This is a genomic window from Microbacterium sp. NPDC056569, from assembly GCF_042793475.1.
GTDB lineage: Bacteria > Actinomycetota > Actinomycetes > Actinomycetales > Microbacteriaceae > Microbacterium.
Map to the genome: position 1 here is coordinate 1 of NZ_JBHTUV010000016.1, position 19,513 is coordinate 19,513.

The 19,513-nt window shown below is 68.6% G+C and carries 16 protein-coding genes and 1 tRNA gene; 9 read left to right on the plus strand and 8 right to left on the minus strand.

Annotated elements, in window-relative coordinates; all coding sequences use genetic code 11:
• Together ACFQ7C_RS16935 and ACFQ7C_RS16940 are read left to right on the plus strand one after the other, a co-directional pair.
• Window positions 1-572, plus strand: a 572-nt coding sequence (locus tag ACFQ7C_RS16935) for an HNH endonuclease signature motif containing protein (protein ID WP_378903826.1), incomplete at its 5' end; no start/stop codon positions are given.
• Window positions 573-730: 158 nt separating this feature from the next.
• Window positions 731-1,708: a zinc-binding dehydrogenase gene (locus ACFQ7C_RS16940; RefSeq protein WP_378903829.1), complete on the plus strand. Its 978-nt coding sequence runs from the start codon at window positions 731-733 to the stop codon at window positions 1,706-1,708.
• A 46-nt stretch (window positions 1,709-1,754) separates the two neighbouring features.
• On the opposite strand, the gene ACFQ7C_RS16945 is transcribed toward ACFQ7C_RS16940, so the two are convergent.
• From ACFQ7C_RS16945 to ACFQ7C_RS16955, 3 genes are read right to left on the minus strand one after another with little or no spacing between them, the layout of a single operon-like run.
• Window positions 1,755-2,111, minus strand: coding sequence for a nuclear transport factor 2 family protein (locus ACFQ7C_RS16945; protein WP_378903831.1), 357 nt, complete (start codon window positions 2,109-2,111; stop codon window positions 1,755-1,757).
• Between the two features lie 46 nt (window positions 2,112-2,157).
• The gene (locus ACFQ7C_RS16950; RefSeq protein WP_378903834.1) at window positions 2,158-2,379 is read right to left on the minus strand and encodes a hypothetical protein; all 222 of its coding nucleotides are present in this window, start codon (window positions 2,377-2,379) and stop codon (window positions 2,158-2,160) included.
• The gene (locus ACFQ7C_RS16955; protein ID WP_378903837.1) at window positions 2,373-3,854 is read right to left on the minus strand and encodes an SDR family NAD(P)-dependent oxidoreductase; all 1,482 of its coding nucleotides are present in this window, start codon (window positions 3,852-3,854) and stop codon (window positions 2,373-2,375) included. The genes ACFQ7C_RS16950 and ACFQ7C_RS16955 overlap by 7 nt, the downstream gene beginning before the upstream one ends.
• 49 nt (window positions 3,855-3,903) lie before the next feature.
• On the opposite strand from ACFQ7C_RS16955, the gene ACFQ7C_RS16960 reads away from it, so the two are divergent.
• Entirely contained in the window at window positions 3,904-4,320 is a 417-nt protein-coding gene (locus tag ACFQ7C_RS16960) for an NUDIX domain-containing protein (RefSeq protein WP_378903840.1), read from the plus strand.
• 6 nt (window positions 4,321-4,326) lie between these two features.
• On the opposite strand, the gene ACFQ7C_RS16965 is transcribed toward ACFQ7C_RS16960, so the two are convergent.
• Window positions 4,327-4,866, minus strand: coding sequence for a YaeQ family protein (locus tag ACFQ7C_RS16965; protein WP_378903843.1), 540 nt, complete (start codon window positions 4,864-4,866; stop codon window positions 4,327-4,329).
• 53 nt (window positions 4,867-4,919) lie between these two features.
• On the opposite strand from ACFQ7C_RS16965, the gene ACFQ7C_RS16970 reads away from it, so the two are divergent.
• The 4 genes from ACFQ7C_RS16970 (at window position 4,920) to ACFQ7C_RS16985 (ending at window position 14,374) form a co-directional block, all read left to right on the plus strand.
• The gene (locus ACFQ7C_RS16970; protein WP_378903846.1) at window positions 4,920-5,480 is read left to right on the plus strand and encodes a Chromate resistance protein ChrB; all 561 of its coding nucleotides are present in this window, start codon (window positions 4,920-4,922) and stop codon (window positions 5,478-5,480) included.
• 4 nt (window positions 5,481-5,484) lie between these two features.
• Entirely contained in the window at window positions 5,485-5,898 is a 414-nt protein-coding gene (locus ACFQ7C_RS16975; RefSeq protein WP_378903849.1) for a YkvA family protein, read from the plus strand.
• Window positions 5,899-5,982: 84 nt separating this feature from the next.
• Complete coding sequence (locus ACFQ7C_RS16980; RefSeq protein ID WP_378903852.1) at window positions 5,983-8,211, plus strand: MMPL family transporter; 2,229 nt, start codon at window positions 5,983-5,985, stop codon at window positions 8,209-8,211.
• Between the two features lie 337 nt (window positions 8,212-8,548).
• Window positions 8,549-14,374, plus strand: a complete 5,826-nt coding sequence (locus ACFQ7C_RS16985) for a cell wall-binding repeat-containing protein (RefSeq protein WP_378903855.1) — start codon at window positions 8,549-8,551, stop codon at window positions 14,372-14,374.
• Window positions 14,375-14,717: 343 nt separating this feature from the next.
• Here ACFQ7C_RS16985 and ACFQ7C_RS16990 read toward each other — a convergent pair whose 3' ends face one another.
• Together ACFQ7C_RS16990 and ACFQ7C_RS16995 are read right to left on the minus strand one after the other, a co-directional pair.
• The gene (locus ACFQ7C_RS16990) at window positions 14,718-15,296 is read right to left on the minus strand and encodes a hypothetical protein (protein WP_378903858.1); all 579 of its coding nucleotides are present in this window, start codon (window positions 15,294-15,296) and stop codon (window positions 14,718-14,720) included.
• A gap of 54 nt (window positions 15,297-15,350) precedes the next feature.
• The gene (locus tag ACFQ7C_RS16995; protein ID WP_378903860.1) at window positions 15,351-16,178 is read right to left on the minus strand and encodes an inositol monophosphatase family protein; all 828 of its coding nucleotides are present in this window, start codon (window positions 16,176-16,178) and stop codon (window positions 15,351-15,353) included.
• Between the two features lie 93 nt (window positions 16,179-16,271).
• Between ACFQ7C_RS16995 and ACFQ7C_RS17000 the strand changes: the two genes are divergently transcribed.
• A tRNA-Lys gene (locus tag ACFQ7C_RS17000) sits at window positions 16,272-16,347 on the plus strand.
• 49 nt (window positions 16,348-16,396) lie between these two features.
• Here ACFQ7C_RS17000 and ACFQ7C_RS17005 read toward each other — a convergent pair.
• Together ACFQ7C_RS17005 and ACFQ7C_RS17010 are read right to left on the minus strand one after the other, a co-directional pair.
• Window positions 16,397-17,629, minus strand: a complete 1,233-nt coding sequence (locus tag ACFQ7C_RS17005; RefSeq protein WP_378903863.1) for an MFS transporter — start codon at window positions 17,627-17,629, stop codon at window positions 16,397-16,399.
• The gene (locus ACFQ7C_RS17010) at window positions 17,626-18,084 is read right to left on the minus strand and encodes a MarR family winged helix-turn-helix transcriptional regulator (RefSeq protein ID WP_378903866.1); all 459 of its coding nucleotides are present in this window, start codon (window positions 18,082-18,084) and stop codon (window positions 17,626-17,628) included. The genes ACFQ7C_RS17005 and ACFQ7C_RS17010 overlap by 4 nt, the downstream gene beginning before the upstream one ends.
• A 214-nt stretch (window positions 18,085-18,298) precedes the next feature.
• Between ACFQ7C_RS17010 and ACFQ7C_RS17015 the strand changes: the two genes are divergently transcribed.
• Window positions 18,299-19,498, plus strand: coding sequence for a substrate-binding domain-containing protein (locus tag ACFQ7C_RS17015; RefSeq protein ID WP_378903869.1), 1,200 nt, complete (start codon window positions 18,299-18,301; stop codon window positions 19,496-19,498).
• Window positions 19,499-19,513 lie beyond the last annotated feature (15 nt).

Sequence of the window (19,513 nt, forward strand, 5' to 3'; positions counted from 1 at the left end):
ACGCGTTCGCGTCGATCCTGACCGTCGCGGCCGGCGCCGCCGGGACGCCGACGCTGGGCGGCGCCGCACCGACCCTCATCGTGACGACCACCGAACGCGACCTGGCCGATGCGGGCGGGGTCGCGTTCGTGGACAGCGCCGCCGGTCCGGTGCCGGTGCCGGCGTCGTTCGCCCGGCACACCGGCTGCCACGGCACCATCCACCGGCTCACCCTCACCCCGAACGGTGCGATCAAGGCGCTGCACGTCGAGGACCGGGTCTTCAACCACCACCAGCGCAAGGCGATCGGCGCCCGCGACGGCGGCTGCATCATCCCCGGCTGCACCGTGCCCGCCGCCTGGTGCGAAGTGCACCACGTCGTCGACTGGGCCAACGGCGGTCCCACCTTCGTCGACAACGGCGTGCTGCTGTGCTGGCATCACCACCACGGCATCGAGACCAGCGGGTGGGAGATCCGCATGATCGACGGCATGCCGCAGGTGCGACCACCCGCCTGGATCGACCCCCACCGACCATGGCGCGGACCCAACCGGCTCCTGCTCCACCAACTCAGACGCGCCAGGTCCGCATAGACCACCCCATCACCCCTCGAACCCTCCGCCCACCCAGCCGAAGGGCGACACTCGGGGTGCCCGACAGCGACCGGGAGCGGGGAATGCGTCAGCCATGCCCTGAGCTATACCTTCGGGGGCATACCCGGCCCCCGAGATACCCAGCAAGGAGCACCACCGTGCGCGCACTCATCCATTCGACCTTCGGCGACCCGACCGACGTTCTCGAGGTCGCCGAGCGACCGCTGCCCGAGCCGGGTCCCGGACAGGTGCGGGTGCGAACGGTGCTCTCGCCGATCCACAACCACGACCTCTGGACGATCCGCGGCACGTACGGGTTCAAGCCGCAGCTGCCTGCCGCCTCGGGCACGGAGGCCGTCGGAGTGGTCGACGCTCTCGGCGAGGGCGTCGACGAGCTCACGCTCGGGCAGCGCGTCGCCACCGGCGGAACATTCGGCGTATGGAGCGAGTACTTCGTCGCGAAGGCTGCCGGGCTCGTCGCCGTGCCGGAGGCAGTGAGCGACGAGACAGCGGCCCAGCTGATCTCCATGCCGTTCAGCGCGCTGAGCCTGCTCGACTTCCTGAACGTGCAGCCGGGCGACTGGATCGTGCAGAACACCGCCAACGGCGCGGTCGGCAAGCTCGTCGCGCAGTTCGCGGCGGCGCGGGGTGTTCACGTGCTCGGCCTCGTGCGCCGCGACGCTGGCGTGCACGAATTGGCGGGGCTCGGCATCCGTCATGTCGTGTCGACCGAGTCGGATGACTGGCGGGAGCGCGCCGCGGAGATCCTCGGCGAGAGCGCGCCGCGTGCGGCGGTCGACTCCGTCGGCGGGGAGGCAGCCGGCGACCTGCTGTCGCTGCTCGGCGAAGGCGGCACCCTCGTGTCGTTCGGGTCGATGGGTTCGAGCACGCTGCAGCTGTCGGCGGGCGATCTCATCTTCAAGCAGGCGACGGTCAAGGGCTTCTGGGGCAGCAAGGTGAGCCAGACGATGGATGCTGCGACCCGCGGTGCGCTGTTCGCCGAACTGGTGCAGCGCATCGGGGCGGGCGAGGTGGCGCTGCCGGTCGACGCCGTGTTCCCGTTCGAGCAGGCACGCGAGGCTGCGGCCGCGAGCGCCGTGGCAGGACGCGCGGGCAAGGTGCTGCTGCGGTTCTGAGCGCGTACGAGTGGGTCGCGCCGGTGGCGGCGTGGCCCACCGCCCCTCACGCTTCGGCGAGAAGCACGGTCAACGACACGATGACGCCGTTCTCGACGGTGATGAGATCGATGCCCCGTACGACGGGCGCTCCGGCGGGACCGAATGCCCACGGCAGCACTCCGGTCGTGTCGGAGGTGTAGGCCGGTCCGTCCTCGACGAGGACGAACTCCTCCGGCGCCTCCTTCAGCAGCGCCCCGGCATTGGCGAGCACCGCCTCGGGGCCGACGACGATCCCCTCGGGATCGGTCAGGACCACCTCAGGGGAGTAGGCGCGAGCCGCGGCATCGCGCCGTTCGGCGGCATCCCGATTCCCGAAGACGCCGTGGAGGTTCAGACGGAGGAGTTCTGCGACGGTGCTCATGGATCTTCGAACCAAGAGAGGTCCGAGGATCTTCCCGATCATTCCCTCAATCGACCGGCGGCGCCGGGCGCCGCGGCGCGGGCGGCGGGGGAACTTCCTTCGCGGCGATGATCGCGCCGCGCGGGATGCGCTCGACGCCGCGCTTGCCGTCGACGACGACCGTCGCGGCATCCGCGCTCAACAGTTCGCCGAGGGCATCCGTCGCCTGACCGCTGGGCAGGATGTAGCGGACGACCACACGGTGACCCGGCTCGGGGAGGTTCACCATCGCCCGGGCGAGTAGTCCTTGAGGAAGACGCCGAACAGGTCCTCGCCGGCCTCGCCGCGCACGATCGGATCGTAGACGCGGGCGGCGCCGTCGACGAGGTCGAGCGGCGCGTGGAAGCCCTCCTCGGCGAGCCGCACCTTCGTCGGATGCGGGCGCTCGTCGGTGATCCAGCCCGTGTCGACGCTCGTCATGAGGATGCGGTCGGTCTCGAACAGCTCGCGCGCGCTGGTGCGCGTGAGCATGTTCACGGCGGCCTTGGCCATGTTGGTGTGCGGATGCCCCGGACCCTTGTACCCGCGATTGAAGACGCCCTCCATCGCGCTCACGTTCACCACGTATGTGCGGCGCGCGGGGCTCGCGGCGAGCGAGGCGCGCAGCTTCGACACGAGCAGGAACGGTGCCGTCGTGTTCGCGAGCTGCACCTCGAGCATCTCGAGGGGGTCGACCTCCTCGACGCTCTGCACCCACGAGTTGGTGTGGTCGAGGTCGGGGATCAGGCCACCGGCGTCGATCGCCGTGCCGGCGGCGAGGCGCTCCAGCGAGCTGGACCCCGCGGCCATCGCCTGCTCGGTCAGCTCGTCGGCGCGCGCTGCGGCGGCGGCGAGGATCGGGTGGGCGGTCACCGAGCGCTCCAGCGCCTGCGGGTGCCGGTCGTTGGTGTGGCCGAAGGTGACGAGCTCCGGAAGCGGTCCGTCGGGCAGCGGCGCGAGCTCGGCGTCGACGAGCGGCTGATACGCACCGGGCGAGCGGCGCACCGTCTGGGTCGCGTTGTTGATGAGGATGTCGAGGGAGCCGGCCGCTGCGACGTCCTCCGCCAGCCCGATCACCTGTGCGGGATCGCGCAAGTCGATGCCGACGATCTTGAGGCGATCGATCCACTCCGGCGCGTCAGGCAGGCTGCTGAAGCGACGGACGGCGTCACGGGGGAAGCGCGTCGTGATCGTGGTGTGAGCACCGTCGCGCAGGAGACGCAGCGCGATGTACATGCCGATCTTCGCGCGGCCCCCGGTGAGCAGCGCGCGCTTGCCGGTGAGGTCGGCGCGTGCGTTGCGCTTCGCGTGGCTCATCGCCGCACACGTCGGGCAGAGCTGGTGGTAGAACGCGTCGACGACCGTATACGGCTGCTTGCAGATGTAGCACGCGCGCGGCTTGAGGAGGGTGCCGGCGGTGGGCGCCGTCGTCGAGCTGCTGATCGGGATGCCGCGGGTCTCGTCGTCGATCCGGTCGGGCGCTCCGGTGGCCGTGGCGGCGACGACGGCGCGGTCGGCGGTGGCGATCGCCTCGCGGATCTCACGGCGCCGCACCTTCTTGACCGCCTTGAACATCGCGGCGGTCGCGCGGCGGACTGCCACGTAGTCGGGGTGCGACTCGTCGACGGCCGGCATGGCGGCGAGCACTCGCAGGGTGGTCGCCAGATCATCCGGGTCGATGCCGCTCGGCGGCAGGTCGGAGGGCGCGGGGGAATCGGGAAGCACACGTGATTTTACGCCGGAGCGTGTGGGTGATTCCTGTTAGCGTGCCTTCGTGACCACCTCGGACGCCGCCCCGACTTCGACCCGCAGCATCCGTGTGTCCGCTGCGGTCATCCTGAACGATCGCGACGAGCTGCTGCTGGTGCGCAAGGCGGGCACGACCGCATTCATGCAACCGGGCGGCAAGCCGGAGGTGGGGGAGTCGCCCGACCAGACCTTGAGCCGCGAACTGTTCGAGGAGCTGGGGCTGTCGGTCGAGCCGGGGGAGCTGCGGGCGCTCGGCCTGTTCACGGCCGCAGCCGCCAACGAGCCGGGGTTCCTCGTCGTGGCGGATGTGTTCGTCGCCGACATCGGGGATCAGGAGCCGGTGATCGCGGCCGAGATCGAAGAGCTCCGCTGGGTGTCCAGGGCCGAAGCCGACGGCCTCGAGGTGGCGCCGCTGGCGCGGGAGAACTTCCTGCCGGCGTGAGGCGGCTCAGCCCGCGGTGGTCGCGTGGAGGTCGGACTCGAACGACGAGCCGTTGAGGTCGAGGTAGAGCCGGCGCTCGGTGATCGACACCGTCATCGTGTTGCGACGCTCGAGCGAAGCCGTCGCCGAATCGAAGAATCCCGGGTCGAAGCTGTAGAGCTTCACCTCGTCGGCGCGGTGGATCTTCTTTCCCGCCCACGGCGCGGCCACCTTCGCCGGATCGCGATGGGTGTACACCGCGACGCGCGCGCCCGCCAGGCTGCCGGTGTGCAGGCGGGCGGCGTCCGGGGCTCCCACTTCGATCCACGCCACGAGCGCGCCGGTGAGATCCCGCACGAGCACGGCCGGTTCGTCCGTCGCCGAGATGCCCTCGCTGAAGGAGATGCCCTCTTCGTACTCGAGCGCGTACGCCAGCACCCGCGTCAGCATGAAGGCGTCGGTCTCGGACGGGTGCCGCGCCACGCGTACCGACAGATCCTCGTAGACCCCCCGATCGACGTCTGCCAGCTGAATGTCGAAGGTGTACATCGTCACGCCGATCGCCATGGGAATCGAGCCTACGCGGTGGGGCGAAATGTAACGCGTGTTACAGTCAGCGCATGACGACTGATACGCCTGTGTCCTGGCTCGTGGTCATCCCCAGGGTTCCGGCGGAGCCGTCGCGCCACCGCGTGGCGGTGTGGCGGGAGCTTCGTCGTGTGGGCGCGGTCCCCGCGGCATCCGGAGCCTGGACGATGCCCGACCTTCCGGCGTTCACCGGAGCGCTCCCGACCGTCCGCGAACTCGCCCAGCGCGGCGGCGGGACGCTGGCCGTGCTCAGGGCCGATTCCCACGGCGACGACGACATCGCGGTGCTGCGCGATGCGTTCCTCGCCGCACGCACCGACGAGTGGGAGGAGTTCATCGCCGACTGCGGAAAGTTCTCCGACGAGATCGATCGGGAGATCGCCAAAGCGAAATTCACCTTCGGCGAGCTCGAAGAAGAGGAGCAGAGCCTCGAGCGCCTGCGCCGCTGGCACCGGGACCTGCGTCGCCGCAACGTCGTCGAACTCGGCATCGCCGCCACGGCGACCCAGGGGCTCGAAGACGTCACCGAGAAGCTCGCGGGGTACGCCGAGCAGGTGTTCGCCGCGAACCTTCCCGGCGCGGCCCAGGGCTGAACGGATGCCGGACTGGACCATCGCCGTCATCTCGGTGCTGGGCGGACTCGTTCTGATCTGGCTGGCGCTGCTGCTGATCCTGTGGGTGCAGCACCGTCGGGCAGGCCGTGACGTCGACTGGCGCCAGGTCATGCGACTCGTCGCCGACGTGGTCGTCCTGGTGAAGCGGCTGATCGGCGATCCCACGGTGCCCCGGGAGACGAGGTGGTGGCTCGGCGGACTTCTGGTCTACCTGTTGCTGCCGATCGATCTGGTACCCGACTTCATCCCGGTGCTGGGGTACGCCGACGATGCGATCATCGTCGCGATCGCGCTGCGCTACGCCATCCGGACAGCCGGTGAGTCCGCGATCGAACGTCACTGGCCGGGGACCCCGACGGGGTTGGAGGCCGTGTTCTCCCTCACTCGCGTCGGTTGAGCGACCGAATCTGGGCGCTGCCTGTTGGCTGATCTTTTCCCAAGTTTTGGTGGAGGTTTCCCGAAGATGCCCTAGGTTGTCTGCATGACTGGGGAGGCAACACGGACGCGCAAGTCATCACGTGCGCGTCGCATCGTCGCGATCGCTGTCGTGTTGCTGGTGTGGCTGGCGATCTTCTTGGTGGGCGGACGGACATTCAGTCAGCTCAACGACCTGGGGACGAACGACCGGGTGCAATTCCTTCCCGCCAGTGCCGAGTCGACGCAGGTTCACCAGCTGCAGTCGAGATTCCGGTCGGAGGGATTCTCGTACGCGGTCGCGGTCTTCAGTTTCGACGAACCGGTGGACGACCACGCGGCCCCTCTCATCGAGCGTGCCGTCCAGCGGATAGAGCCGATCGACGGCGTCGCGATATCGAGGGCCACGCCGGTGATCGTGTCGGAGGACCGTCTCGCGGCTGAGATGGTGATCCCCGTCGATTCCGCCGGAGAACTCGACGAGGCCGTCGCGGCCTTGCGCGAGGGACTGCGTGGCGCTGTGCCCGATGCGTCGGCCGTGTACATCACCGGCGGCGCAGGATTCGCCGCGGACATCATCTCCGCGTTCGCCGGCATCGACGGGCTCCTGCTGCTCGTCGCGCTGGCCGCGGTATTCATCATCTTGATCGTGGTCTACAGATCGCCTTTGCTCCCGCTGATCGTGCTCGGTACCAGCATGTCGGCGCTCTGCGGAGCGGTGCTCGTGGTTGCGAGCCTGGCGCGATCGGGCTCGATCCTGCTCGCCGGCCAGACGCAGGGCATTCTGCTGATCCTTGTCGTAGGCGCGACCACCAACTACGCGCTGCTGTACATCTCGCGGTACGTCGAAGCGCTGACGCACCATCAGTCCCGATGGGACGCCACGTGGGACGCGCTGCGGCGGTCGTGGCAGCCGATTCTCGCCTCCGGGCTGACGGTGATCGCGGCCCTCATGGTGCTGCTCGCGAGTCAGTTGGACTCCAACCGCACACTGGGGCCGATCGCCTCGATCGGCATCGTGTTCGCACTGCTGGCGTCTTTCACCCTGCTCCCCGCACTGCTGATGGTGGCCGGGCGCGCGGCGTTCTGGCCGCGCAGGCTGAAGACGGCGCCGGCCGACGCCACGGTGCTCGAGGGTGTCGGGGTGTGGCCACGCCTCGCTCGCTTGGTCGGCCGCCGTCACCGGGCGGTGTGGGTCGTGTCGACGCTCGCGCTCGCGGTGATGGCCCTGGGGCTGACGCAGCTCAATGCGGAGGGCTCGCCTTCCAGCGAGTACGTGATGGGCGAGTCGCAGGCGCGGACTGGCCTTGCTGTGCTGGGAGAGCACTACCCCGCCGGGTCGGGGACGCCGGCCGTCGTCGTCGTGGACGTCGATCGCTCCTTGGACACCGTGGCCGCCGCGCTCGCGGTCGACGGCGTCGACCACGTCCGCATCGCGACGCTGGGCGGTCCGTCTCCGATCACTCCATCGGGCGTGCAACCCTTCGCGGCGGGTTCCGGGATAGCGCTGGCGCCACTCGTAATCGACGGAAGCGTCCTGCTGGAGGTGACGCTCACTTCCGCCGCGGACACACCGGGTGCCGAGCGGGCGGTGCGCGATCTCCGTATCGCTTTGGATGCAGTGGGGGACGACGTTCTCGTCGGTGGGCAGACCGCGATCGACGTCGACGCCAACGCCGCCGCGATCACCGACCGAACGCTCATCATTCCGGCCGTCCTCATCGCCATCACGTTGATCCTGATGGTGCTGCTGAGATCCATCGTCGCGCCGCTGATCGTCATCGGCAGTGTCGCTTTGTCCTTCGCCGCAGCCCTAGGCGTATCGGCGATCGTCTTCAACACGGTGTTCGGCTTCTCGGGCGCCGACCCGACAGTGCCGCTCTTCGCCTTCGTCTTCCTGATAGCACTCGGGGTGGACTACAACATCTTCCTGATGACCCGGGCACGCGAGGAGAGTCTGCGGCACGGGACGCGCCAGGGGGTTCTTCGCGCGCTGGTGCTGACAGGTGGGGTGATCACGTCGGCCGGCATCGTCCTTGCTGCGACGTTCGCTGCCCTCGGCGTGCTGCCGCTCCTCTTCCTCGCGCAGATCGCGTTCATCGTCGCATTCGGCGTCCTGCTCGACACATTCGTCGTGCGCACGCTGCTCGTGCCCGCGCTCGCGTACGATCTCGGCCGCCGTATCTGGTGGCCGGGCCGGCTCTCGGGTGACGGCTCCGATCGCACGCACGATGCGAGCGCCGAAGCGCCCTCGATCGAGGGCGCGGCGAACTCCGAAGAGCCCGCACGGGTCTAGTGCCCACGCCCGCTCCGACGGCTGAGATCCTCCGTCGTGCGGGTCGTCCGAGCGCTTCGTCCCGCGCCTCCTCGAACCTTGTGTTTGCCTTTAGTCGATCTCAGAACTCGGTCAATACGTCATGCCAACTGGTGATTTCCTGACGATTGCCTTGCGATCACGTGGATCAGGGAGTAGACAGTCCTCGCAGTCGTTTTTGCCCGACGGCTGCGTGGCGGGCTCAACTGGGGGGTCCGGCGCCTGACTGGGGACTGGGTGGCGACACCCTTAGGAGGCAGTTGCCGTGGATGCAACGATTTCTTCACGCGCGCGCGTCGCACCGGACGGATCCGCGCGATTGCGGATCTCAGCGGCGATCGCAGCGATCATGGCCATGGTCGTGACGCTGCTGCTCGCGCCACCACCACCGGCGGCGCAGGCCGTCACGGACGACGATCCGTCGTTCGTTCTGACGCAGAACGATCTGGAGTTCATCCTTCGGCAGATCCAGATCTCCGAGGCGCACGCCGCTGATGAGCTCAACCCGTCGAACTACGAACTGTACTGCCCCGGTCAGGGCACCGCGGCTCAGAACTGCGTGCCGGACATCATGCGGCCCGCCGGAGTGCGCACCGTCGACGGGAGCTACAACAACCTCGTCGCTGGTCGCGGCGGTTACGGTTCGTCGGACGTCGCGTTCCCGCGACTGCTGCCGGAGCTGTGGCGTCAGGCGGAGCCGGAGGCGTTGGACCTCGGCTTCGAGGCGAACACACCCGAGCAGGTCGCAGTGTGCGGTGGCGCCACGACGTGCTACTCGCAGACCGACGGGAATGTCTACGACTCCCAGCCGCGCGAGATCAGCAACCTGATCGTGGATCAGACGACGAGCAACCCCGCGATCCAGAACCAGATCGACGCCGGGACGGCGATCCCGGTTCCGGGCACGGACCGCGTCACGATCCCCAACACGGCACCCGATGAGGAGCTGTCCGCCCCGTTCAACACGTTCATGGGCTTCTTCGGACAGTTCTTCGACCACGGACTCGACCTGGTGGGCAAGGGCGGCAACGGCACCATGATCGTCCCCCTCGAGACGGACGATCCGCTCTACTGCATCCCCGACACCACGCCCGCCGGCAACCCGCTGGGTGGCGTCCGCGCGAACGCGCCGGGCGCTGAAGAGGTTCACTGCAACCCCGAGGCGAACTTCGTCACGTTGTCGCGTGCAACGCGGATCGACGACGCCAATGGCGACCCGACGAACCAGCACAAGAACATCACCTCGCCGTTCATCGATCAGAACCAGACGTACAGCTCGCACCCGGCGCACCAGGTCTTCCTGCGTGAGTACGCGACGGTGGACGGCGTCCCGCAGGCGACCGGCCTTCTCATCGAGGGTGTCGAAGGGGGCATGTCGACCTGGGCGGATGTGAAGGCGCAGACCACCGGTGTCCTCGGCCTGCCTCTGACGGACGCGGACCTGCTGGATGTCCCGCAGGTCGTCGTCGACCCCTACGGCAACTTCGTCCCCGGTGAGAACGGGTTCCCGATGTACGTCATCGTGAACGAAGCCGGCGAGACCGACACCCTCGAGGGGGCGCCGGGCGGAGCGACGATTCCGGCCGGATGGACGAAGGTCGGCACGGGCCACGCCTTCCTCGACGACATCGCGCACGGCTCCACGCCGGTCGTCGGCGAGGACGGTGCGCTGCTTCCGCGGTTCAACGAGGACGGCACCCCGGTGCTGGACGAGAACGGCGAGCCGGTGCTCACGGGCTACGACAACGCGACCCTCAACGCCCACTTCATGGCGGGCGACGGCCGGGTGAACGAGAACATCGGCCTCACGGCAGTCCACGCCGTGTTCCACGCGGAGCACAACCGGATGGTCGGCCAGATCCTCGAGGTCCTCGACGGCGCACGGCCGGAGCTCGAGGCTCAGGACTCCGCAGAGCGCGGCGGTATCGCCGAGTTCGCAGCGGCGTTCCGCGGTGAGAACCACGCGTACGCCTCGGACCGTCCTGAGGACCAGCTCCCGGGCTACGTGCCCGTGGGAAGCGGTGCGGCCCCGGTCGCCGGCCAGGCCGATGACTGGAGCTTCGAAGAGCGCCTCTTCCAGGCCGCCAAGTTCGCGACCGAGATGCAGTACCAGCACCTCGTGTTCGAGGAGTTCGGGCGCAAGATCTCGCCGACCATCGACGCTGTCGTGTTCAACGAGAACAGCTACAACGCCGACATCAACGCAGCCATCACCGCGGAGTTCGCTCACGTGGTGTACCGCTTCGGTCACTCCATGATGACCGAGGAGATCGGACGCGAACCCCTGCTCCAGGGCGGCTCCGGTGCGATCGAACCTGACGGTGCCGGCGATGTGCCTCTGCTCACCGGGTTCCTGAACCCGGACGAGTTCGACCACAGCGGCACGCTCAGCCCCGAGGAGGCTGCAGGAACGCTCATCAACGGAATGACGTCACGCGTCGGCAGCCAGATCGACGAGCACGTGGTCGACGTCCTGCGCAACAACCTGCTCGGGTTGCCGCTCGACCTCGCGACGTTGAACCTCCTGCGCGGTCGCGACGCCGGTGTTCCGTCGCTGCAGACCGCTCGGCAGACGTTCTACGAGGCGACCGGTGACGACGACCTGCGGCCCTACGTGAGCTGGAACGACTTCGGTCTCAACACGAAGAACGGCAACAACTTCGGTCGAGCCGGTGAGCGGGCCTCGCTCGTCAACTTCGTGGCGGCCTACGGGACGCACCCGACGATCACCGAGGCGGAGACGCTCGCGGAGAAGCGGAACGCCGCAGCGCTCCTCGTCAACGGTGCGCCGCTCGGCGAGGAGTTCGTGCTCCGGATCGCCGGCGCCGACCGCTTCCAAACGGCCGCGCGCATCAGCGAACGGCAGTTCCCGGCCGGCGGACCGGTGCCCGTCGTGTACATCACCGACGGCATGAAGTTCCCGGACGCCTTGGCCGGCGGCGCTGCCGCGCGGGCGGAAGGCGGACCGATCCTTCTGGTCGCCAACCGCCTGGATGGCGACATCCCGCTGGCCACCGCGCTCGAGCTCGAGCGCCTCCAGCCGGAGCGGATCGTGGTCCTCGGTGACACCAACTCGGTCACCGCGGCCACCATCAACAACCTCCGCGGGTACACCTCCACCGACGAGGTGACGACGATCGGAGGCGTCAACCGGTTCGAGACGGCCGCGCTGATCAGCGAGCGGACGTTCGATCCGGGGGTTCCGCGGGTGTTCGTCGCCGACGGCTACAACTATCCGGACGCGCTGGCGGCCGCGGCGGTTGCTGCGCGTGATGGTGTGCCGATCCTCATCACTCCGCGTGATGCGCTCGATCCGTACACCGCGGCGGAGCTCGATCGACTCGACCCCGAGGAGATCGTCGTTCTGGGAGGCGCGCCCTCCATCAGCTCGAGCACGTTCGGAGCGATCTCGCAGTACGGTCCGACACGCAGGATCGCCGGCGCGGACCGCTTCGAGACGGCGGTGGAGATCAGCCGGGAGTTCTTCCCGGACGGCGCCGACCGGGTCTACCTGACCAACGGGCGGAACTTCCCGGATGCCCTCGCGGCTGGTCCGGCAGCCGGCCTCGCCGGTGCGCCGATCCTGCTCACGGAGCCCGGCTCGGTCCCGGCGGTCGTGCTGGAAGAGATCGAACGCCTCGGTGTCGCGCAGATCCATGTGCTCGGCGACCCCAACGCGGTCTCGCTGGCTGCGGAAGCGCAGGTGGCGGTGTTCGCTCCGCCGAGCCAGGATCCGCCCGCGGACAGGGTCGAGTTCATGAACAGCACCGGCGCGTGGGCCGGGGTGGAGTCGGGCCTCAACAACGTCGACTTCTGGGTCGGCGGGCTTGCGGAACGCCTCAACCCGTTCGGCGGCATGCTCGGGTCGACATTCAACTTCGTCTTCGAGACGCAGTTGGAGAAGCTCCAGTTCGGCGACCGGTTCTACTACCTGTTCCGCAACCAGGGCGAGCAGCTGTTCGCCGCGCTCGAGGGCAACACGTTCTCGGACATCATCCAGCGGAACACGGATGCCTCGAACCTGCCGGCCGACATCTTCGCCCTGCAGGACCCGATCCTCGACGTCGACGACTACATCGGCGGAGAGCCGCTTCCCGCGGGCCTGATCCTCGAAGGTGACGGCACCTACCGCTGGAGCGGCGACGAGCACGTGCAGCTGCACGGTTCGGCCGAAGACGATCGACTCCGAGGCGACGAAGGTGACGACGCCGTCTGGGGTTACGCCGGCAACGACCGCATCGAGGGAGGGTCTGGCAACGACGCTCTCGTGGGCGGCTCGGGAGACGACATCATCACCGACGCGTTCGGCGACGACAACCTGAAGGGCAAGCAGGGCAACGACGTCATGCACAACGGTCCCGGCGACGACCTGTCGATCGGTGGCCTCGGCGATGACTTCATGATCAACGGTGGCGGTGACGCGACCACCCTGTTCGCAGGGATGGGCGACGACATCACGCTCGGCACCACCGGCCGGACGACAGTGTTCGGCGGTGAGCACGATGACTGGGTCGAAGGCTCCAGCCACGCTGATCTGCTCCAGGGTGATAACGCCGACCAAGCCCAGAACGACACTCTGGGTGGAAACGACGTGGTCATCGGTCGGTTCGGAAACGACGACATCGAGGGTGAAGGAGGCGACGACATCATCGTCGGCACCTCGGTCGGCACCGACCGGCACCTCGGCAACCTCGGGTTCGACTGGCTGACGTACTACGGCACGTCGGAAGGCGTCGTGTCCGACTGGGCCTTCAACCGGGTGTTCGAGACGCAGAACCAGCTGGCCTCGCGCTTCGATCTCCTGGAGGCATTGTCGGGCAGCACCGGCAACGACGTCCTGCGCGGTCCACTCGTGGAGCCGGACGACTTCACCACCCTCAGTGAGGCGCCCCTGAACAAGGCGACTGAAGCGTCGCTGGATCTGGTGGATGGACTCGAAGCGATGCTGCGGCCGACGGCGACGCCGGAAGGCGGCGAGCCGATCGCGCTCGGCGACTTCGCACTGCCGATCCTGCGCGACGCGCCGGAGATCGACGCCGACGGCGTGCACAAGGTGATGATCGCCGGGCCTGGAAGTGACACGGTCGAGGGACGTGGTGGAAACGACTACCTCGACGGCGACGCGATGCTGCGGGTTCAGCTCGAGGCGACGCTCAACGACGGCACGGTCATCCTTGCCGACAGCGCGGCGCAGCTTCAGAACCACGCGGTGCAGGGCCGGCTCAACCCGTCCAACATCGACATCATCCGGGCGATCGACATCGACCGTGAGGATGCCGGGATCGACACGGTGCAGTATGCCGATGTTCGAGCGGCCTACGCGATCTCCGAGATCGGGTTCGAAGGCTCGGGTTACTGGTCCGTCACTCACACCGCGGTCCAGGAGGCCGAGGAGAGCGACGGCACCGACACGGTCGTCGGGTTCGAGCGCATGCAGTTCGCGGACGGCTGCGCCGAGCTGATCGAGGGCGAGTGGGTCTCGTGCCTGCCGTCGGCCTTCGTTCAGATGGCGCCGATGGACCCGATCGAGGGTCAGCCGGTCACCGCCACCCTGTGGCAGGACGAGGCGTTCACCGTCGACTTCGACGAGTCGACCGTGACGAACCTCCTGTACACCTGGTGGGCCGGTGAGGGCGACACTGCTGACACCGTGGGCGAGTGGGAGGTCCTGGTGACGTCGCCGAACGCGACGTACACGCCCGACCAGTCGGCCGTCGGTCAGTTCCTCCGTGTGACGGTCGGATACACCGATCCGACGGACGGACAGTTCCGCGCAGCGCGCTCGGCAGTGTCGACCTCGCAGGTGCAGGACGTCCAGCAGAACGGGACGCTCGCGCTGCAGTCCGTCGCACCCTTCGTGGTGGGCGTGCCGATCATTCCGGGCGTCCCGGACGACCCGGACGGCCTGTTCGAGGAGGGCGTGCTCACCTACCAGTGGGCGCGGACCACGGGTGACCCGGCCGACCCGGCGACGGTGTGGGAGAACATTGCGGAGCCGGCCGGCACGACCAGCGCCTACGCGCCGGTCGCCGGCGACGTCGGCTACACGATCCGGGTGACCATCGGGTACACCGATGGTGCGGAGACCGCTCAATCGGTGTCGGTGTACACATCGGAACCGGTATCGGCGGCGCCGACTCCCTGACCGGCGGGTCCCTGAGCGGCGGCATGCGTCGCCGCTCAGGGACCGGCCGCCGGGGTCTGGTCAACCCCCGACCAGACCCTCTCGTCGGTCTTCGACCGACTTCCCAATCCTGGCTGCGGAATTGTTTGCGAGAACCATGACATGCCAGTGACGCGACGCCCCCTGGACTTGCCCCCAATCTCGTCCGGCGGGGACGCATCCGCTGTGGTCGGAGTGCTCGACGTCGGGCAAGCCGCCAGGCTCCCAGCTCCGGCTTATGTCGAAGCCCCGTGAGCGAAGTCAGGATGGCCGGAGGGCCGGTTCCCGAGACCGGCCCTCCGTGCTGTGACCGGTCCGCTCAGCGTCAGCTCTTGGGCCACTCGATGAGCAGCAGGCCCTGCTTGGTGTCGGCGACCTCGACCTGGCCGGGCGTGAAGAGGTACGTCATGCCGTAGCCGTCGGCGTCCGTCGCGATCGCCGTGTCGGCGCTCTCGGTGATGTAGACGCCGGCAGCGTCCTCCTCGCGCACCCAGCCCTGGGCCTCGAGCTCTTCCTGCAGGTCCACCGCGTCGGCGTCGGTGACGGGCGCCCAGCCGAACATCTGGCCGTGGTCGCCGGCGGGGCCCTCGAAGTCGGCCCACATGCACTGCAGGCCGTCCTGGATCTCGGTGCTGCCGATGTACAGCGGCGAGGCCTGCGAGGTCCAGCCGAGGCTCTCGAAGTCGGCGACGACCGACGGGCCGATGATCGTCTCGCACGTGGGGTCGTCCGTGGACGCGGGCTCGGGCTCGGGGGTGGCCGAGGGCTCGGGCGCGGCCGCGGTCGGCGTCTGCGCATTGCCGGTGACTTCGGGCGCGGGCTCGGGCGTGCCGGCGCAGGCCGTCAGGAGCATCGCGGAGAGGGCGAGGGCGGCAGCGGTGCCGAGGATGCGGGTGGCAGGCATCAGAGAGTCTCCGTGGGGGATGGGAGGCGGTCGGGTGTCAGGCGGTGCGGGGGATCAGGCGGAGTGGAGCAGGTCGAGATAGGCGGTGTGGAGCACGCGGTTGGTGGCGAGCGACGAGCGCTCCGACAGCGAGTCGTTGCCGTCGAACGACGTGAATCTGCCGCCCGACTCGGTCACGATCGGCACGAGCGCGGCGATGTCGTACTCCTTGACGCCGAACTCGGCGACGAACTCGAGACGCCCCTCGGCCAGCAGCATGTACGGCCACGCGTCGCCGTAGCCGCGATCGCGCCAGACGGACGACGTCAGCCGCTCCAGCGCGTCGAGCTTGCCGGCATCGCGCCACTGCCCGATGCTCTGGAAGCTCACGCTCGAGTCGGCGATCGTGTCCACCGTCGACACCGCGAGGCGCTTCGTCCCGCCCGTCGATGTGTTGGTCCAGGCGCCGAGTCCGGTCGCGGCCCACCATCGCCGGCCGATCGCCGGCTGGCTCGCCACCCCCACGCGCGGGATGCCGTCGATCGCGAGGGCGATGAGGGTCGTCCACATGGGGATGCCCTTGAGGTAGTTCGCGGTGCCGTCGATCGGGTCGATGATCCACTGCCGCGCCGAGTCGCCCGTGACGCCGTATTCCTCGCCGAACACCCCGTCGCCGGGCCGCTCGGTCTCGAGCAGATCGCGGAGGGCGCGCTCCGTGGCGAGATCGGCCTCTGTGACGTGGCTCGCGTCCGCCTTCAGACGCACATCAAGATCGGCGGCGTCGAAGCGGGACATGGATGCTGCATCCGCCGCATCGGCCAGCCGCAGAGCGAGATCGAGATCGGCCCGCAGGTCCCCGTCGAACGGCGTGTCGAACGTCGAAACGGGGGAGGGGGAGGTCACGGGATCAAGGATAGCCGGGGCGTTCCCGCCTCGATTTCACGAGACGCGATCGTGATGCTAATGTTGATCCTCGTTCGCCTCACAGTGAACAACGCACCTCTAGCTCAATCGGCAGAGCAACTGACTCTTAATCAGTGGGTTCTGGGTTCGAGTCCCAGGGGGTGCACCAACGGAGAAGGGCGGTCCGCAAGGACCGCCCTTCTGCTGTTCCCGCGGGCTCAGGCCGCGTCGCCGACGAGCACGGCTGCCGCCTCGTCCGCAGCATCCGCTTCGCGCTCATCGATGCGGGCCAGCGCCCGCCGGCCGAAGAGGATCGTCCCGGTCGCCACGAGGACGGATGCCGCCGCGAAGAGGTACGGCACGGTCGGGCCGTACAGGTGCCACAGCAGGGCCGCGAGCGGGGGCGCGGCGGCGCCGCCGAGGAACCGGACGGCGGAGTACGACGACGATGCGACGGAACGGGGGAGATCGGTCGCCTCCATCACGGACTCTGTGAGCACCGTGTTCATGACCCCGAGGAGCAGCCCGCCGACGATGATCGCGGCGACCAGGGCTGCGGCATCGGTGACGAGGATTCCGGCGATGACCAGGTCGATCGCGAGCAGCGGCAGCGTCACGAGCATGACGGTCGTCCGGGCCATGACGCGCAGCAGCAGCGGCGCCACCCACACGCTCGTGATGGCGAGGGCGACGCCCCAGCCGAAGAACGTGAAGCCGATGCCCATGGCTCCGAACCCCAGCGGGAACGGGGAGAACGCGAGCAGCACGAAGAAGCCGATGTTGTAGAACAGCGCGGCGACGGCGAGCACGGCGAGCGACGGGATCCGCAGCGCGCTGAAGGGTGCGGACAGCGGCACCGGCACCGGCTTGTCGCTCGGCCCGCGCAGCAGCACGAGCACGGCGACGAATGCGATGGCCATGAGCACGACGACACCGAAGAACGGGCCGCGCCAGCTGATCTCGCCGAGCAGGCCGCCCAGCAGCGGGCCGACAGCGATTCCGAGACCCAGGGCCGCCTCGTACAGCACGATGGCAGCGCCGCTGCCCCCGGACGCAGCGCCGACGATCGTGGCGAGCGCCGTCGAGATGAAGAGCGCATTGCCGAGACCCCACCCGGCGCGGAAGCCGATGATCGCGTCGACGCTGCCGCTCAGCGAGCACAGCAGCGCGAACACCACGATGAGAGCGAGCCCGATGAGCAGGGTCGCCTTCGCGCCGATCCGGCTCGAGATCCAGCTCGTGACGAGCATCGCAAGGCCTGTCACCAGCAGGTAGCTCGTGAACAGCAGTTCGGTCTGCACCGGACTCGCCTGCAGCGAGCCGGCGATCGCGGGCAGGATCGGGTCGACGAGCCCGATGCCCATGAACGCGACGACGCACGCGAACGCGACCGCCCACACCTGAGCGGGCTGGCGCCACACCGAACCCGCCGTGCCGCTGTGCGCGCTCATCGGGCGGCCTCCGCGGTGCCGGCGGCGGACGCGCTGCGCGTGCGGTCGAGCTTGCGTGTGAGGACGGATGCTGTGGTCCTCAGCGCGTCCCATTCCTCGGGCCCCAGGTCCTCGAAGTGGGGGGCGAGCGCGGCCGTCAGCTGCAGCAGCCACGTCTGGAGCGCTTCGAGGCCGAGCGGGGTGACCTCGACGACCATCGCGCGCGAATCCGCAGCATCCGTCGTCTTCGTCACCAGTCCGTGGTCCGCCATCTGACCGACCAGCCGTGTCATGCCGGGCTGGGTCACGCGGCTGAGGCGGGCGAGCTCGCCGATGCGCAGGGCGCCGTTGTCGCGCAGGATCGTGAGGGTGCGCCACTGCGCGGCGGGCGTCTCGTTCGCGGTCTCGAGCGCCGCGACGCGCGTGAGCGCGTGGGCGGCGACGATGAGGGTCTCGATGTCCTGATCATGGGTCACGCAAGAAGCATACCTCCGATATATACCGAGGGTATGAGACTACTGATGCGGGGCCCTTCGTCGCGATTCGATAACGACAGCAGGGGGAGCGACTCGCCGACTTGACCTCTGCGGCTCCCGTTTCCTAGATTGCAAGAACCTGAATCGGATCTCATGTTTGAGAACGAAGCACCGATTCACGCACCAGATCCTTCCAATGGGGAAAGGCACGCACATGCGGGTTACGAAGAAGTTGCTCCTGGGCTCCGTGGTCGTCACGGCAGCGCTCGCCCTGGCGGCATGCGCGCCGTCGGGTGACCCCGACAACGGCTCCACGGAGCCCGGCGGGCTGTCCGAGGTCACCGTCGGCATCGTCACGAGTGAGTCGGGTCCGCTCGCCGGTTACGGCAAGCAGTACCTCGACGCGTTCAAGGCAGGGCTCGACTACGCCACCGACGGCACCGGCGAGATCGACGGCACGACGATCAACGTCGAGTACCGCGACGACGCCGGAGACCCCGACAAGGCCGTCACCGCCGTCAAGGAGCTCATCGGCGCGGGCGTCAACATCATCGCCGGCACCGCGTCGTCGGGCGTCGCGCTCGCCGTCGCCGAGCAGGCGGAGCAGAACAAGGTGCTCTACATCTCAGGCCCCGCCGCCGCTGACGCGATCACGGGCATCAACGACTACACCTTCCGCTCGGGCCGGCAGAGCGCTCAGGACGTCGCGGCGGCCGGCACGTTCCTCGACGACATCGAGGGCAAGACCGTGACGGTGTTCGCGCAGGACAACGCCTTCGGCCAGGGCAACGTCGCAGCGGTCGACGGCATCCTCGGCGGTCAGGGCGCGACGGTCAACTCCGTGCTCGTCGCGGAGGACGCGACCGAGTTCACGCCGTTCGCACAGCAGGTGCTGGCAGGCGCCCCCGACCTCGTGTTCGTGGCCTGGGCCGGCGCCACCTCGGGCGCGATGTGGCAGGCGATGAGCCAGCAGGGCGTGCTCGACGAGATCCCGGTCGTGACCGGTCTCGGCGACGCGGCCACGTTCGGCGCCTATGGCGAGGCATCCGAGAAGATCAACTTCCTCAACCACTACTTCCCCGAGGCTCCCGACAACGACGTGAACACCGCGATGGTCGAGGCGATCGAAGAGGCAGGCGGCACCCCCGACCTGTTCAGCCCCGACGGCTTCAACGCGGCGATCATGATCGTCCACGCCATCCAGGAGGGCCAGGGCGACGTCGACGCGATGGTCTCGGCGCTCGAGGGCTTCGAGTTCGAGGGCCCGAAGGGCACGATGACGGTGCGCGCGGGCGACCACGCCCTCATCCAGGAGATGTACCAGGTCAAGCTCGTCGCCGACGGCGGCACCTTCGTGCCCGAGCTCGTCGACACGGTCGCGGCCGACGACGTCGCGCCCGCCGAAGCCGAGTGATCCGGGGCTTCGCGA